This window comes from Plantactinospora siamensis (genome assembly GCF_042434095.1).
GTDB lineage: Bacteria > Actinomycetota > Actinomycetes > Mycobacteriales > Micromonosporaceae > KBS50.
In genome coordinates this window covers 404,634-419,511 of the sequence record NZ_JBHLUE010000016.1, presented here as the reverse complement: position 1 = coordinate 419,511, position 14,878 = coordinate 404,634, and the positions used below count along the sequence as shown (strand labels likewise).

The window sequence follows — 14,878 nt, the reverse complement described above, 5'->3', positions numbered from 1 at the left end:
CGGCTGTCGGCGCGGACACCTGACGGATCGTAGTCAGCTTCCGTAGATGGCCGCGATCTCCGCGGCGTATGTCTTGTGCACCACGTTGCGCTTGACCTTGAGCGAGGGCGTCAGCTCCCCGCTGGCCTCGGTGAAGTCGGCCGGCAGGATGCGGAACTGCTTGATGGCCTCCGGCTTGGAGACGGCCCGGTTGGCGTCATCCACGCAGCCCTGGATCTCCGCCCGCAGCTGCGGGTCCTCGCGCAGGTCGGCAACGGCGGTGCCGGCGGGGTGGCCGTGCTCGGCCAGCCAGCCCGGCCAGGCGTCGGGGTCGATGGTCACCAGGGCGGCGATGAACGGCTGCCGGTCGCCGACCACGACGCACTGGCTGATCAACGGGTGCGCCCGGATCCGGTCCTCGAGCACCGCGGGCGCCACGTTCTTGCCGCCGGCGGTGACGATGATCTCCTTCTTGCGGCCGGTGATCGTCAGGTAGCCGTCGTCGTCCAGTTGACCCAGGTCGCCGGTGCAGAACCAGCCGTCCCGGAGCGCCTCGGCGGTGGCGTCCGGGTTGTTCCAGTAGCCGGAGAAGACGATGTCGCCCTTGATCAGCACCTCGCCGTCGTCGGCGGTCCGGATGGTCACCCCCGGCAGCGGCCGGCCGACGGTGCCGACCCGGGTGGCCGAGGGCAGGTTGGCGGCGGCCGCCGGGGAGGTCTCGGTGAGGCCGTAGCCCTCCTGGATGGCCACGCCCACCCCGCGGAAGAAGTGCCCGAGCCGGGCGCCCAGCGGCGCGCCGCCGGAGATGGCCGCCCGGCACCGGCCGCCGAGGGCGGTCCGCAGCTTGCGGTAGACCAGCCGGTCGAAGACCCGGTGCTGCGCCCGCAGCCGCAGGCCCGGCCCCGAGGGCGTGTCCAGGGCCTGGCTGTAGGCCACGGCCACCTGCTCGGCGCGGGCGAAGATGCCGCCCTTGCCCTCGGCCTGGGCCCGCTGGGCGGCCGCGTTGTAGATCTTCTCGAAGACCCGGGGCACCGACAGCACGAAGGTGGGCTCGAAGGTGCGCAGGTCCTCGGCCAGGCTCCTGGTGTCCGGCGCGTGCGCCATGGTGGCCCGGGCGGCCACCACGCCGATCTGGATCAGCCGCGCGAAGGCGTGCGCCAACGGCAGGAACAGCAGCGTCGAGGCGCCCTCGTGGAACAGGTTGGGCAGCACCGGGATGGCGTTGGCGATGTCCGCGTACATGTTGCGGTGGGTCAGGGCGCAGCCCTTGGGCCGTCCGGTGGTGCCGCTGGTGTAGATGATCGTGGCGAGGTCGCCCGAGCGGAGGGCGGCGCGCCGCGCGTCGATCTCGGCCTCCTCGACCGTGGCGCCGCGGGCCAGCAGCCCGTCCAGGTCACCCGTGTCGATCTGCCACAGGTGCTCCAGCCCGGGCAGCCGGTCCCGGATCCCGGCGAGCAGCAGGGCGTGCGCGTTGGTCTCCACGAAGCAGGCCGCCGCGCCCGAGTCGGCCAGGATCCAGGCCACCTGCTCGGCGCTGGACGTCTCGTAGATCGGCACGGTCACCGCGCCGGCCGCCCAGATCGCGTAGTCCAGCAGGGTCCACTCGTACCGGGTCCGGCTCATCAGCCCGACCCGGTCGCCCGGCGAGATCCCCGCGGCGACCAGCCCGCGGGCCACCGCCACCACCTCGTCCCGGAACTGCCGGCAGGTGACGTCGGTCCAGCCGCCCGAACCGTCCGGTGCGGGCCGGACGAACTGCACGTGGTCCGGTGCGGCCGAGGCGTTGGCCCAGACCGGGTCGGTCAGGTTGGCCGCGTCGCCGATGGTGACGACCGGGGGGACCGAGAACTCACGCACCTGAACTCCCTCGTACTCGTGCCCGCGGCGGCGTCGTGCCGACCCGCCGGGCCCTGTCGAACCTACCTGTCCGCGCCCGTACCGCGCCCGCAGCCCTCCGACGGGGCCCGGGGACCGGCGGCCGAGCCGGCCGGCCGCGGGCGTTACGCGGCCGTCGGGACGGGTGCGCGGGCGGTGCGCGGCCGGCGGCAGGCCCGCGAGCCGGCCGGACATCCGAGGCGGCCCAGAGGGTAGCCTGCCTGCCATGGCGGAGTCCTCCACCCAGTCGATCGTGATCTCGGCGCCGTGTTCCCGGGTGGCGGAGGTGATCTGCGACTTCGCGCGGTACCCGGAGTGGACCGAGGCGGTCCGCGAGGCCGAGGTGCTGACGGAGTACGAGGACGGGTACGCCCACACGGTGCGGTTCGTGATCGATGCCGGGGTGCTGGCCGACGACTACACACTGGTCTACTCGTACGCGGAGGACCTGACCCGGATCGAGTGGCAGCTGGCCGCGCCCAGCCGGATGCAGCGTCGGCAGAACGGGTCGTACGACCTGGTGGACAACGGCGACGGCGGGTGCACGGTGACGTACACGCTGGCCGTCGAGCTGGCGGTGGCCACGCTGGGGATGTTCCGTCGCAAGGCCGAGAAAATGATCATGGATACCGCGCTGAAGCAGCTCAAGCGGCGGGTGGAAGCCGACGAGGACGCGCGATGACGGCTCGCCGCGCGGACCCGTCGTGGTGAGGAGAATCGGACATGGCGCAGATGGATCCGGGTAGCGCCCGGGAGGAGGCGGAGCGGCTGGTGGCCACGGCCCTGGCCGCGGCCCGGCTGGCCGCCGCCGGCCAGCGGGCGGCGGGCCCGGTGGGCCAGCTGATCGGTGCGCTGGGCCGGTTCTCCGCGCCCGCGCCGGGCGGTTCGACCGGCGGATCCGGCGGCGCGTCCGCCGGCTCCGGCGCGGCGGCCGGCTCCGGTACGTCTACCGGCCCCGGTACGTCTACCGGCTCGGGCGCGGCGGCCGGCGGCGGCGGGTTTGCCACCGGGAGCGCCGAGTGCTGCGTCTGCCCGCTCTGCCGGGCCATAGCGGCGCTCCGCGACCCGAGCCCCGAGTTCGCGGAGCGGCTCAGCACCGGCGCCGGAGATCTGGCGGCCGGAGTGACGAGCCTGCTACGGGCCCTCGTCCCGCCCGCAACCGATCGGTCCGACCGGACGGACGGCCCCGTCGACCGGCCGGCGGATCCCGTCGGCGAGCCGGGCGGGCCGGTCGAGCAGCCGGCCGGGCCGTCCCGCGTTGCCCCGGCGGCCGGATCCGGCCGACCCGGCGGCGCCGCGCCCGGCCAGCGCGGCAGCGGACCGGCCGCCGGTGGCGCCCGCTCGGTCGAAGATCCGGACCTGGTGTGGCGGGCGGCGACGCGGACCAGGCATGATGCACAGCCGGTGGCGGAGCGGGATGTCTGGGCGGCGGCCACGACCGCCGAACCGGACCCGGCGGACGACGACGTCCGACCGGCGCAGTGAGGACGCCCGCCGGGGCCGGCGGGCCGGGTGGCGGCGCCGGGTACCGGCACGGCAGAGGGGAGTGGCGGCGGTGACGCTGACCATCGGGATCGATGTGGGTGGCACGAAGGTGGCCGGGGGCGTCGTCGACGACTCCGGCACGGTGCTGGCCGAGGTCCGCCGGGACACTCCCGCCGACGACGTGGCCAAGACCCGGGACATCATCGTGGAGGTGGCCACCGAGCTGGTCACGGGTCGCCGGATCGAGGCGGTCGGGATCGGCGCGGCCGGCTGGATCGACGCGGACCGGTCCACCGTGCTGTTCGCGCCGAACATCGCCTGGCGGGACGAGCCGCTGCGCGACTACGTGAGCTCGGCCGTGGGGCTGCCGGTGATCGTGGAGAACGATGCCAACGTGGCCGCCTGGGCGGAGTTCCGGTATGGCGCGGCCCGGGCGGCCGACGACTCGATGGTGATGTTCACCATCGGCACCGGGGTGGGCGGCGGGATCGTCCTCGGCGGCGAGCTGCTGCGCGGCGCGCACGGGATCGCCGGCGAGCTGGGGCACACCCTCGCGGTGCCGGACGGGCACCTGTGCGGCTGTGGCCGGCTGGGCTGCATCGAGCAGTACGCCAGCGGCAGCGCGCTGGTCCGGTTCGCCCGCGCGGGCGCCCGGCAGGAGCCGGCCCGCGCCACGGCGCTGCTGGAGCTGGCCGGCGGCGACCCGGAGGGCATCACGGGCCGGATGGTGACCTCGGCGGCCCAGGCCGGGGACCCGGTCTCGGCCGAGGCCTTCGCCCAGCTCGGCCGCTGGCTGGGCATGACGATGGCCGATCTCGTGCAGATCCTCGACCCGCAGATCCTGGTCGTCGGGGGCGGCGTCGTGGACGCGGGCGAGCTGCTGCTCGGCCCCACCGACCGGTCCTACCGGGAGTCGCTCGCCCAGCGCGGCCGGATCGCGGTGGCCGAGATCCACCCGGCCGAGCTGGGCAACAACGCGGGCGTGGTGGGCGCCGCCGACCTGGCCCGGCGCCGGTGAGCCCGGCCTCGACCGGCCCGGCCTCGACCGGCCCGGCCGTCACCGGCCCGGCTGTCACCGGCCCGGCTGTCACCGGCCCGGCTGTCACCGGCCCGGCCGTCACCGGTCCGGCCTCGACCGGCCCTACGGCGGAGTCGACGGCGACCCCGGATCCGGCGCGCGGCCCGGCGGCCGCGCCGCGGCTGCGGGTGCTGTCGTACAACGTGCATGGCCGGCGGGACGACGCGGCCGCGCTTGCGGCGACCGTCCGGGAGGCCGCGCCGGACGTGGTGATCGTGCAGGAGGCGCCCCGCCGGTTCCGCTGGCGGCACGGCTGCGCGGCCCTGGCCGAGGCGTTCGGCATGGTGGTGGCGGTGGGCGGCCAGCCCTCGCTGGGCAACCTGGTGCTCACCTCGCTGCGGGTCCGGGTGCACGCCACCTGGACCCGGCGCTATCCGTTGACGCCCGGACGGCACCTGCGCGGCGCGGCGTACGCGGAATGCTCGGTCGGGCCGGGCCCGGACGGCGCCGGGACGGCCCGGTTCGTGGTGGCCGGCTCGCACCTGTCCACCGACCCGGACGAGCGGCCCCGGCAGGCCGCGCTGCTCAAGGCCGAGCTGGCCGGCGTCCGGTTGCCGCTGATCCTCGGCGCGGACCTCAACGAGGACCCGGACGGCCCGGCGTGGCGGACGGTGGCCGAGGGTCTGACCGACTCGGCCGTGGCGACCGGCCGGGCCGATCGGCTCACCTTTCCCAGCTCCGGTCCCCGGCACCGGCTGGACGCGGTCCTGGTCGATCCGCGGATCGAGGTGGTCGGCTACGAGGTGCCGGACACCGAGCGGACCCGGCTGGCCAGCGACCACCTGCCGGTGCTGGCCGACCTGGTGCTGCCCGGCTGAAAGGAAGGGCCCCCTGTTATCGCTTTTTGTATAGGAAGGGTCCCCTGCTAACCGTTTCCCGTGTGCCGACTGGACAACGGGGGCGGCCAGGTACGACGATTCTCCGGCACGTCGGCACTCTCGCCGGAGCGCGAAGGAGATTTCGGTGTCCTCCTCCACCGACCAGTCCGGCCCCGCGTGGCGGGACGGCCGCCAGGTGTACGACCGCGGCGAGACCGTCTGCGTGATCGGCGCCGGCGCCAGCGGACTGGCCGCGGTCAAGAACCTCACCGAGTACGGCTTCGGGGTCGACTGCTACGAGCGGGAGACCGGCGTCGGCGGCATCTGGAACTGGCGGCACGACCGCAGCCCGGTGTACTCGAGCACCCACCTCATCTCCTCGAAGCCGTTCACCCAGTACCCGGACTTCCCGATGCCGGACGACTGGCCGGACTACCCGCACCACGCGCAGCTGCTGTCGTACTTCGAGCGCTACGCCGACCACTTCGACCTGCGCCGGCACATCTGGTTCGGCACCGAGGTGGTCCGGGTGGAGCCGGCCGAGGGCGACCGCTGGTACGTCACCACCCGCAGCACCGGGGGCTTCGGCGCCGAGCGGACCAGCCGGTACGCGGCCGTGGTGGTGGCGAACGGCCACAACTGGTCGCCCAAGCTGCCGGCGTACGAGGGGCTGGCCGACTTCCGCGGCAAGGTGATCCACTCCAGCGCGTACAAGGACCCGGCCCAGCTGCGCGGCAAGCGGGTGCTGGTGGTGGGCGCCGGCAACACCGGCTGCGACATCGCGGTCGAGGCGGCCCAGCAGGCGGCCCGGTGCTGGCACTCCACCCGGCGCGGCTACTGGTACGCCCCGAAGTACGTCCTCGGCCGCCCGGCCGACCAGGTCAACGACACCACGCACTGGCTCCGGCTGCCGCTGTGGCTGCGCCAGTGGCTGTTCCACCAGGTGCTCCGGCTCACGGTGGGCGACCTGAGCCGGTTCGGCCTGCCGAAGCCCGACCACAAGGTGTACGAGACGCACCCGATCGCCAACAGCCAACTCGTCTACTACGTGGGGCACGGCGGGATCGAGCCGGTGCCCGAGGTGGCCCGCTTCGACGGCGCCCGGGTGGTGCTGACCGACGGCCGGCAGATCGAGCCGGAGCTGGTGGTGCTGGCCACCGGGTACCTGCCCCGGTTCGAGTTCCTCGATCCGGCCGTGCTCGGCGACGACGGCTCGGGCCGGCCGACCCTGTTCCTGAACGCCTTCCCGCGCCAGCATCCGACGCTGGCCGTGGTCGGCCTGGTCCAGCCCGACTCCGGCATCTTCCCGCTGTCCCACTGGCAGAGCGTGGTGATCGCCCGCTACCTCCGGCTGCGCGAGCGGGCGCCGGAGCGGGCCGCGGCCTTTGCCAACCGGGTGGAGTCGGAGGCGTCCCGCCGCTGGCACGAGGCGAAGGTGAAGGACAGCACCCGGCACTGGTTCGAGGTCGGCCACGTGGAGCTCATGCGGGCCCTGCAGCGCGCCCTCGACGAACTGGAGGTCTCAGCGTGAGCGCGAGGAGTGCGCCGGTTTTGCGCGCCCCGCAGTCGCGAACGAAAGGAATGTCAGCATGAGTGGCCGGCTGGACATCATGCGGTTCCGGGACTGGGCCCGGCCGGTGCCGCCGGTGCGGCGCGAGATCCTCAGCGCCCTGCCGCAGACCGACGACGGCCGCCCGCCGCTGCTGTTCGTGCCGGGCTTCGGGCACGGGGCCTGGGTCTTCGCCGAGAACTGGCTGGGGCACGCCGCCGGTCGCGGTTTCCCCGCGTACGCGGTCAGCCTGCGCGGGCACGGCGGCAGCGGGTCGGCGCCCGGCGCGGACCTGCGGGCGTACGCGCACGACGTGGTCCAGGCGGCGGCCGGCCTGCCGCGCCGGGCCGTGCTGGTCGGGCACGGCGCCGGGGCGCTGGTGGTCGAGCACGCCCTGGCGCGCTACCCGGCCCGGGCGGCCGTGCTGGTCGCGCCGGTGCTCGGCGGCTGGGACACCCTGGGTACGGCGCTGCGGCGCAACCCGGGCGGCACCCTGCCGGCGGTGTTCGGCGGCGCCCTGCGGTTCGACCGGCGGCAGCGGTTCAGCCGGGAGCTGCCGGCCGAGGCGGCCGACGCGTACCTGGCTCGGATGGGCCGGGCGAGCCGGCGGGCGCAGTGGCAGCTGCTCGACCGACCGGCCGCGCAGCCGCCGGTCGGCGAGCCGCCGGTGCTGGTGGTGGGCAGCCCCGACGACCGGATCGTCCCGCCGGCCGCGCTGGCCCGGGCGGCCCGCCGGCACGCCTCGGCTCCGCTGCTGTTCCCCGGCATGGGTCACGACCTGATGCTCGACGCCGGCTGGTACGAGCCGATTGAGGCCGTCCTCGACTGGCTCGACAAGGAGGGGACGGCCTGATCCTGGCGGGTTTCCGCCGGGCCCGCCCACTCCGGGCGGTCAGGCTTGATCCCGACGTGGGCGGCCCCCGGCGGAAACCCTGACGGCAGGCCTGGGGATCAGCTCGACGTGAGGCGGTCGGCCAGCCCGCCGGTCTCGTCGAGCGCGGTGAGGTAGGACCGGGCCCACGCCCGGATGTCGTGCTCGCGCAGGTGGTCGCGCATCGACCGCATCCGGCGGCGCAGCTCGGTGGGGGAGGCCTGGAGCGCGGCCAGCAGCGTGCGCTTGAGCCCGTCGAGGTCGTGCGGGTTCACCTGGAACGCGTCGGTGAACTCCGCGGCCGCGCCGGCGAACTCGCTGAGCAGCAGCGCCCCGCCGTCGTCCACCCGGGCCGCCACGTACTCCTTGGCCACCAGGTTCATGCCGTCCCGCAGCGGCGTCACGGCCAGCACGTCGGCCACCCGGTAGAGGGCGGCCAGCCCGGCACGGTCGAACGGCTGGGTCAGGTAGTGCACGGCCGGCTCGCCGACCCGGCCGAACTCGCCGTTGATCCGGCCGACCTCGCGTTCCACCCGGTCGCGCAGCACCTGGTACTGCGCCACCCGCTCCCGGCTGGGCACCGCCACCTGGACCAGCGCGGTGTCGTGCACCTTCAGCCGCCCGTCGGCCAGCAGTTCGCTGTACGCCTTGAGGCGCTGCTCGATGCCCTTGATGTAGTCCATCCGGTCGACGCTGAGCACCACGTGCCGCGGGTCGCCGAGGTCGCCGCGCCAGCGCCGGGCCCGGGTGAGCACGTCGGGCCGGTCGGCCAGGGTCGCCATCTCGGCCATGTCGATCGAGACGGGGAAGGCACCCACCCGTACCGTCCGGTCGCCCACCTGGATCTGCTCATCGCTGGCGGTCAGGTCGAGCAGCCGGGTGGCCAGCTGGGCGAAGTTGTGCGCAGCCTGCGCCCGCTGGAACCCGACCAGGTCCGCCCCGAGCATGCCGGCCAGCAGCTCGGAGCGCCGCGGCAGCTGCATGAACAGCTCGGGCGGCGGGAACGGGACGTGCAGGAAGAACCCGATGCGTACGTCGGGGCGGCGTTCCCGGAGCAGCGCCGGCACGAGTTGCAGGTGGTAGTCCTGCACCCAGACCACCGCGTCCGGGTCGGCGGTCTCGGCCACGACGTCGGCGAACCGCTGGTTGACCCGCCGGTAAGCCTCCCACCAGCGGCGGTGGTGCACCGGCTGCTCGACGGCGTCGTGGTAGAGGGGCCACAGCGTGGCGTTGGCGAACCCCTCGTAGTGGTCCCGTACGTCCTCTTCGGACAGCGGTACGCCGACCATGCGCACCCCGTCGACGTCCGGCAGCGTCGGCGCCGGACCGGTGCCACCGGCCCAACCGACCCAGGTGGCCGGTTCCCGCCTCAGCAGCGGATGCAGGGCGCCGACGAGTCCGCCCGGGCTGCGCCGCCATTCACAGGCGCCGTCGGGTTGGCTGTCGTCGACGGGCAGGCGGTTGGCAACCACCACGAGCGATCGTGGGCGCATCGGAATACCTCGCGAGGGGTGGGACGGTCGTCCAATCCGGACGGCCGGCGGCGAAGGATCGGCCTTTCTCGCAGTATTCCTACTGACCCCACGTTGCGCGAATATTACAGACCGTCGATCATCGCGGTGCGGGCGCTCACACCACGGCGCCGTCGTCCGGGTCGGTGTCGTCATCGCCGGGCCGCAGCCGCCAGACCAGGGTGACGAATCCGGCCAGGATGCCGGTGAACCCGATCACCTGGACCACGTCCGGGCCGATCGGGAGCAGGGTGGGGAACAGGAACAGGGCGAAGCCGAGCACCACGGCCAGCACGCCGACGACCGTGTATTTCGACAGCCGGGGCAGCGGCGGTGGCGGCGGCGGGGTGTATCCCTCCTCCGGATCGTCCGGCAGGTCGGCGCCGAAGGTGTCCAGGCTGTCCAGCAGCGACCCGTCGTCCCGGTCGTCCAGCGAGATCCCGGAGATGTCGGTGGCCGAGGTCAACGGCCGGGGGGCGGCGCCCGGCGGCCGACCGGCCGCGCCGACCGGCGGGGCGGTCGGGTCGGCGGCCACGTCCTCGGCGGCGGGCCAGGGCCGGGTGCCGGCCTCCACCTCGAGGTGATAGCCGGCGATGATCCTCGTCCACTCGGCGTCCACGTCCGGGTCGGGGTCCCGGGCGGGGGGCTCGGTGCTCACCGGCCCGCCGTCGTCGGCCAGCCGGGTCAGGTAGTCCCGGGCGGTGGCCAGGTGGGTGCGATCGACGTACAGCCGGTCCACCGGCCGGGAGGGCACGGTCGTGGTCCGGGTGACCGGGTTCAGGTCGGCCGAGGGCTGGAGGTACGCGGCGATGCCGCCCGCCGCGAGCACGTCCAGCAGGTGTTCGCCGACCCGTGGGTCCACGTCGCCGGCCACCGCGAAATCGGTCGCGTCGATCCCGTTGTCCCGTCGGCCCCGCCGGGCCCCACCCCCTGACACCGGACATCCCTCCCTCGCCCGGTGTGCGTGCCCGACGTACGGATCTTCGCGGCACACGCACCCCGTGTCTTGAATCCTGACACGGCACCCGCCTGTTGCGGGAGTGCGTTGTGGTGCGGCGTACCCGGTTCGTAGGCTCGACCCGGGCGCCGTGTCCGGTTCGCGCCTGTCGGTGACGTCGGTGACACGGTACGGCTGACGAGGAGACAGCGGTGTTCTACTGGCTCATGAAGTACGTCGTCCTCGGCCCGCTGCTCCGGCTGATCTTCCGGCCGCAGGTCGAGGGGCGGGAGAACGTCCCCGTCGACGGCCCGGCGATCCTGGCCGGCAACCACCTCTCGTTCTCGGATTCGATCTTCATGCCGCTGATGGTGAAGCGCAAAGTCACCTTCGTGGCAAAGGCCGAATACTTCCTCGGCAGGGGCCTCAAGGGGTGGCTCACCAAGATGTTCTTCGTCGGGGTCGGCACCATCCCGGTGGACCGGTCCGGCGGCAAGGCCGCCCGGGCCGCCCTGGACACGCAGCTTGCCGTGCTGCGTGCGGGCGGGCTGGCCGGGATCTACCCGGAGGGCACCCGCTCGCCCGACGGGCGGCTCTATCGCGGCAAGACCGGCGTGGCCCGCCTCGCGCTGGAAAGCGGGGCGCCGGTGATCCCCGTGGCCATGCTGAACTCCGACGAGATCCAGCCGCCCGGTCAGCTCATCCCGCGCCTCGGGCGGGTCCGGATCCGCTTCGGCGCCCCGCTCGACCTCTCCCGGTACGCCGGCATGGTGGGCGACCGGTTCGTCGAGCGGGCCATCACCGACGAGATCATGTACGAGCTGATGGAGCTCTCCGGCCGGGAGTACGTGGACGTCTACGCGCAGCGGGTCAAGGACCGGCCGGCCGTGGCCGCGACCGGCGGACCGGGCGGCCCCGGCGCGCCGGCCGACCCGGGCGGCCCGCGGAGCCCGGTCCCGGTCTGAGCCGGCCGGCCGGGGCCCTCCGGTTCCGGCTGTGTCGGCGAGCCGGTGGGGGCGGTCGGACCGCGGACCGGCGTTCCCGACTGAGCCGGTGGGGTCGCGACCCAGGTTTCCGGCTGCGCCGGTCGGGCCCGTCACCCGGTTGCCGGCTGAAGCGGCCGGGCGAGCTGGTCGGGGCCGGTCAGGCCCGGTCGTCGAGGGCGGCCAGGCGGAGCAGGCCGGGCGCCTGGTTCCGGGTCGCGAACTCGCGTACCGCGGTCGCGTCGGCCGGGTCGCCGCCGGCCGCCACCAGGAACGCCGTGGCGAGCGCCTGGTCGGTGCGGTCGGGCATGTCCGCGTACAGCCGGGCGGCGGCCGCGTATCCGCGGGCCGCGCGGTCCCGGTCACCCGCGGCGGCGGCCAGCGCGGCCTCGGCGGTGTGCCGGGCGGCCCGGACCCACGGGGTCTCCCGCGCGGCACGGTCCAGCATCCGCAGCACGAGCTCGGCCGCCTCCCGGCCGGCCACGGCCGCGGTGTGGCCGGCCGCGGCCACCCACTCCATGAACGGGATCATCCGGGTCTGCCGGTAGTCGGCCTCGAGCTCGGCCAGCAGCGCAGCGGCCTGCTCGGAGCGACCCTGGACGGCCCGGCAGAGCGCCGCCTGGGCGAGCGCCGAGCAGAGCACCCGGTGGAAGCCGCTGCGCCGGGCCGCCGCCACCGCCTGGTCGACCTCGTCCTCGGCCCGCCGGCCGGCGCCCGCCGCGGTCGGGGGGGCTTCCGCGGCGGGGTCCGTGGCCGCCGCGCCGGTCACCACGCTCGCCGCGGCCGGTCGACCGGACGGCGCGTCCGCCCCGGACGGCGCGTCCGCCCCGGACGGCGCGTCCGTCCCGGACGGCGCCTCGGCGCGCAGCGCGCGCATCCAACCGGACACGGCCACGATGTGCAGGTCCCACTCCGCGGTCGGCCGCTGGGTGAACTCGGCCGCGGCTCGGACGGCGGTGGCCCAGTCGCCGGCGTGGTACGCGTCGGTGAACCGCTCGGCGAAGCCGATCGCCAGGCTGTGCCCGCCGCCGACGTCGATGGACGCCTGCTCCTTGACCAGCAGGCTCGAGCCGGCCAGGTCGCCCTCCTCCTGCAGCGCCCAGGCGAGGTTCTGCACCGCGCGCCGGCGACCGGTGAGGCCCTGCGCCCGGCAGCGTTCGGTGATCTCGACCAGCTCGGCGAACGCCTCCGGCACGCCCGCCATGTAGCGCGCGGTGGCCAGGGTGATCCGGGCGTTGGCCTCGACCTCCGACAGCTCCAGCCGGCTGGCGAGGTCCACCGCCGTCTGGGCGGCCCGGCAGGCCGGCTCGGTCTCCGCGTTGATCATGTGCACCCGGGCCAGCTCGAGCAGCGCCGCCGCCTTCTCCTCGGAGGCCGGCAGGTCCGCGTACAGGGTGTTGGCCCGGTGCAGGCAGGCCAGGGTCTCCGAGCGATCCGCCCGCCGCCAGGCCGCGGTGCCGAGCAGCGTCCAGGCCCGGGCCGCCCCGACCTGGTCACCCGCCCCGGCCAGGCGTTCGGCCAGCTCGCCAAGTCGCTTGGGCCCGTCCCCGCTGAGAAACGCGTCGCTGTCGCGGTAGAGCGCCACCTCGGCGGCGAACAGCTCCAGACCCAGATCCGTGGGCAGGTCCAGCCGGGACGCCCGCTTGACCAGCGTCTCCGCGGCCTCCAGCGCGTGCAGCGCGTACGCCCGGCGGGCCGCCCGCAACAGCGCCTGCCGGGCCGGGGCCGCGTACGGCGTCGGGTCGATGCCGACGGTCCGGGCGATCTCGTGCGCCGCCCACCGGTGGTTGGCCAGCACCTCGGCGAGGTCGTTCTGCTGCCCGTCGGAGACCCGCTCCAACCAGTCCGCCGTGCGCTGGTGCCGCGCCACCCGCTCGGAACGAGGCAGGCGCTGGTAGCAGATGTCCCGGACGAGGACGTGCCGGAACCGGTACTCGGGCTGATCGGCCATGGCCGAGGTGGCCTGCTCGTACACCAGATCGCGCTGCTGGAGACGGTCGAGGCAGCGTTCCACCCAGTCGGTGGCCCGGCCGACGGCCGCGGCCACCGCGCCGGCCCAGAACTGGGTGCCCACGACGGCGGCCGCCTGCAACACGGCCCGGTCCGCCCCGTCGAGCAGGTCCAGCCGGTTCGCGATCACGGCCTGCACCGTCCGGGGCATCCGGGGCGGATCCACGCCGTCCAGCAGCGGCCCGGACGACCGGAGGAGCCCGCCGTCGACCAGCATCCGGGTGTACTCCTGGGCGTAGAGCGGGTTGCCGTCGGCGAACTCGACCAGCGGCTCGAGCACGTCCTCCGGCAGGGTCGCCTGGCCGAGCAGCAACGAGTACAGGACCGCGATGTCCGCGTCGAGCATCGGCGGCACCGAGATCGAGATGGCCCCGCTGATCGCGCTGGTCCAGGCCGGCTGGCGCTCCCGCAGCTCCGGTCGGGCGGTGGCGATGATCAGCAGGGGCAGGCCGCGGGCCGCGGCGCCCAACTGCTCGACGAAGTGCAGCATCGGCTGGTCGGCCCAGTGCATGTCCTCGAAGACCAGCACGGTGGGCCCGGCCGAGGTCAGCGCCAGCAGGAAGCGCCGCCAGGCCGACTCGGTCTCGCCCGGGCCGAGCCGTTCGCCCCGGACTCCCACCAGCGGGGCCAGGGCGTCCGGCAGCGAGCCGCGGTGCCCGTCGGGAAGCTCCGCCAGCCGGGTGCGCAACCGGGCCGACCGGGTCGCCTCGTCGTCGCTGTCCAGGATCCCGGCCCAGGCCTTGACGATGTCGGCGAGCGCCGCGTACGTCACGTTCTCACCGAACGGCGGGCAGTGTCCCACCCACCAGCCGACCCGCCGGCCGGGCAGGCTGGCGGCGTGCCGGGCCAGCTCGCGCAGCAGGCGGCTCTTGCCGACCCCGGCCGGACCGAAGACCGTCACCAGTTGCGGCACGCCCTCGTGCACCATGCGGTGCAGGGCGTTGACCAGGAGGCCGCGCTCGTGGTCGCGGTCGACCATGGGGGCCAGTTCGGCGGTGTACAACTCGCTGCGGGGACGGGCCCGGGTCGCCAGCCAGACCCGGGTCACCGCCGATCGGCCGCGCAGGGTGACCGGCGGCTGCTCGGCGTACTCCATCTCCCGCTGCGTGGCCGCGTAGGTGGCCTCGTCCACCACCACACCACCGGTGGGGGCCAGGGATTGCAGGCGGGAAGCGCTGTTGACCACGTCTCCCGTGACGAAGGCCTGGCCGCCGTCCCGGGCGGCCGCGTGGTTCACCAGCGCCTCACCTGTGGCGATGCCGACCCGGAAGCCGAGCGGCGGGTGGTTGGCCGCCGGCTGCCGGGCCAGCGCCCGCTGCAGTTCCAACCCCGCGCGTACGCAGCGCAACGCGTCGTTGTCGGTGGCCACCGGCGCGCCGAAGAGCGCCATCACGGCGTCGCCGATGTACTTCTCCACCACGCCGCCGTACTGACGGACCAGTCGGCGAACGGCGGCGAAGTAACCCTGCTGCAGGGTGCGGGCCTGCTCGGGGTCGGCGCGTTCGGCGTACGCGGTGAAGTCGGCGATGTCGATGAACAGCACGCTGACCTGCCGGCGGTCCTCCTGGGTCGCGGTGCCGGTCTCGACCAGCGGCTGGCCGCAGTTCGTGCAGAACCGGGCGTCGAAGGTGCTCTGGCGTCCACAATGGACGCACTGCGGAGCTAGGTTGCGGCCGCAGCCGGCGCAGAATCGGTCGTCCGGCCCGGCATCGCGTGAACAGTCAGGGCAGGTCACGCTGTCTCGAGACTCCGTCACTCGCAGGGAGGCTCCAGTATGTCCGC

Annotated in this window: 11 protein-coding genes; 7 read left to right on the top strand and 4 right to left on the bottom strand. The window is 74.5% G+C overall.

The annotated features are described in order from the left end of the window. Positions 1-33: 33 nt before the first annotated feature. Positions 34-1,836, bottom strand: a complete 1,803-nt coding sequence (locus ACFFHU_RS19315; protein WP_377340836.1) for an AMP-dependent synthetase/ligase — start codon at positions 1,834-1,836, stop codon at positions 34-36. A 244-nt stretch (positions 1,837-2,080) separates the two neighbouring features. Between ACFFHU_RS19315 and ACFFHU_RS19310 the strand changes: the two genes are divergently transcribed. From ACFFHU_RS19310 to ACFFHU_RS19285, 6 genes are all read left to right on the top strand, one after another. Beyond that, positions 2,081-2,536, top strand: a complete 456-nt coding sequence (locus tag ACFFHU_RS19310) for an SRPBCC family protein (protein ID WP_377340835.1) — start codon at positions 2,081-2,083, stop codon at positions 2,534-2,536. A 41-nt stretch (positions 2,537-2,577) separates the two neighbouring features. Then, a complete protein-coding gene (locus tag ACFFHU_RS19305; RefSeq protein WP_377340833.1) occupies positions 2,578-3,339 on the top strand; it encodes a hypothetical protein in 762 nt (253 codons plus the stop codon). 61 nt (positions 3,340-3,400) lie between these two features. Next, positions 3,401-4,357 (top strand): ROK family glucokinase, encoded by a 957-nt coding sequence (locus tag ACFFHU_RS19300; protein ID WP_377340831.1) that lies wholly within the window; start codon positions 3,401-3,403, stop codon positions 4,355-4,357. 182 nt (positions 4,358-4,539) lie between these two features. Continuing rightward, positions 4,540-5,235 (top strand): endonuclease/exonuclease/phosphatase family protein, encoded by a 696-nt coding sequence (locus ACFFHU_RS19295; protein WP_377341225.1) that lies wholly within the window; start codon positions 4,540-4,542, stop codon positions 5,233-5,235. Positions 5,236-5,380: 145 nt separating this feature from the next. Continuing rightward, positions 5,381-6,766 (top strand): flavin-containing monooxygenase, encoded by a 1,386-nt coding sequence (locus ACFFHU_RS19290; RefSeq protein WP_377340829.1) that lies wholly within the window; start codon positions 5,381-5,383, stop codon positions 6,764-6,766. 58 nt (positions 6,767-6,824) lie between these two features. Further along, on the top strand, positions 6,825-7,637 hold the full coding sequence (locus ACFFHU_RS19285) for an alpha/beta hydrolase (protein ID WP_377340827.1): 813 nt from the start codon (positions 6,825-6,827) through the stop codon (positions 7,635-7,637). Between the two features lie 98 nt (positions 7,638-7,735). Here ACFFHU_RS19285 and ACFFHU_RS19280 read toward each other — a convergent pair whose 3' ends face one another. Next, positions 7,736-9,148: an alpha,alpha-trehalose-phosphate synthase (UDP-forming) gene (locus tag ACFFHU_RS19280; RefSeq protein WP_377340825.1), complete on the bottom strand. Its 1,413-nt coding sequence runs from the start codon at positions 9,146-9,148 to the stop codon at positions 7,736-7,738. Positions 9,149-9,284: 136 nt separating this feature from the next. Continuing rightward, a complete protein-coding gene (locus tag ACFFHU_RS19275; RefSeq protein WP_377340823.1) occupies positions 9,285-10,103 on the bottom strand; it encodes a DUF308 domain-containing protein in 819 nt (272 codons plus the stop codon). 212 nt (positions 10,104-10,315) lie between these two features. On the opposite strand from ACFFHU_RS19275, the gene ACFFHU_RS19270 reads away from it, so the two are divergent. Next, entirely contained in the window at positions 10,316-11,068 is a 753-nt protein-coding gene (locus ACFFHU_RS19270; protein WP_377340820.1) for a lysophospholipid acyltransferase family protein, read from the top strand. Positions 11,069-11,246: 178 nt separating this feature from the next. Here the strand turns inward: ACFFHU_RS19270 and ACFFHU_RS19265 are convergent, their stop codons facing one another. Further along, positions 11,247-14,852, bottom strand: coding sequence for an ATP-binding protein (locus ACFFHU_RS19265; RefSeq protein WP_377340818.1), 3,606 nt, complete (start codon positions 14,850-14,852; stop codon positions 11,247-11,249). Positions 14,853-14,878 lie beyond the last annotated feature (26 nt).

What these genes read in the sequence shown, in the direction of transcription:
- ACFFHU_RS19280 (WP_377340825.1), bottom strand. Translation starts at nt 9,148, where the DNA reads ATGCGCCCACGATCGCTCGTGGTGGTTGCCAACCGCCTGCCCGTCGAC.
- ACFFHU_RS19305 (WP_377340833.1), top strand. Translation starts at nt 2,578, where the DNA reads ATGGCGCAGATGGATCCGGGTAGCGCCCGGGAGGAGGCGGAGCGGCTG.
- ACFFHU_RS19310 (WP_377340835.1), top strand. Translation starts at nt 2,081, where the DNA reads ATGGCGGAGTCCTCCACCCAGTCGATCGTGATCTCGGCGCCGTGTTCC.
- ACFFHU_RS19285 (WP_377340827.1), top strand. Translation starts at nt 6,825, where the DNA reads ATGAGTGGCCGGCTGGACATCATGCGGTTCCGGGACTGGGCCCGGCCG.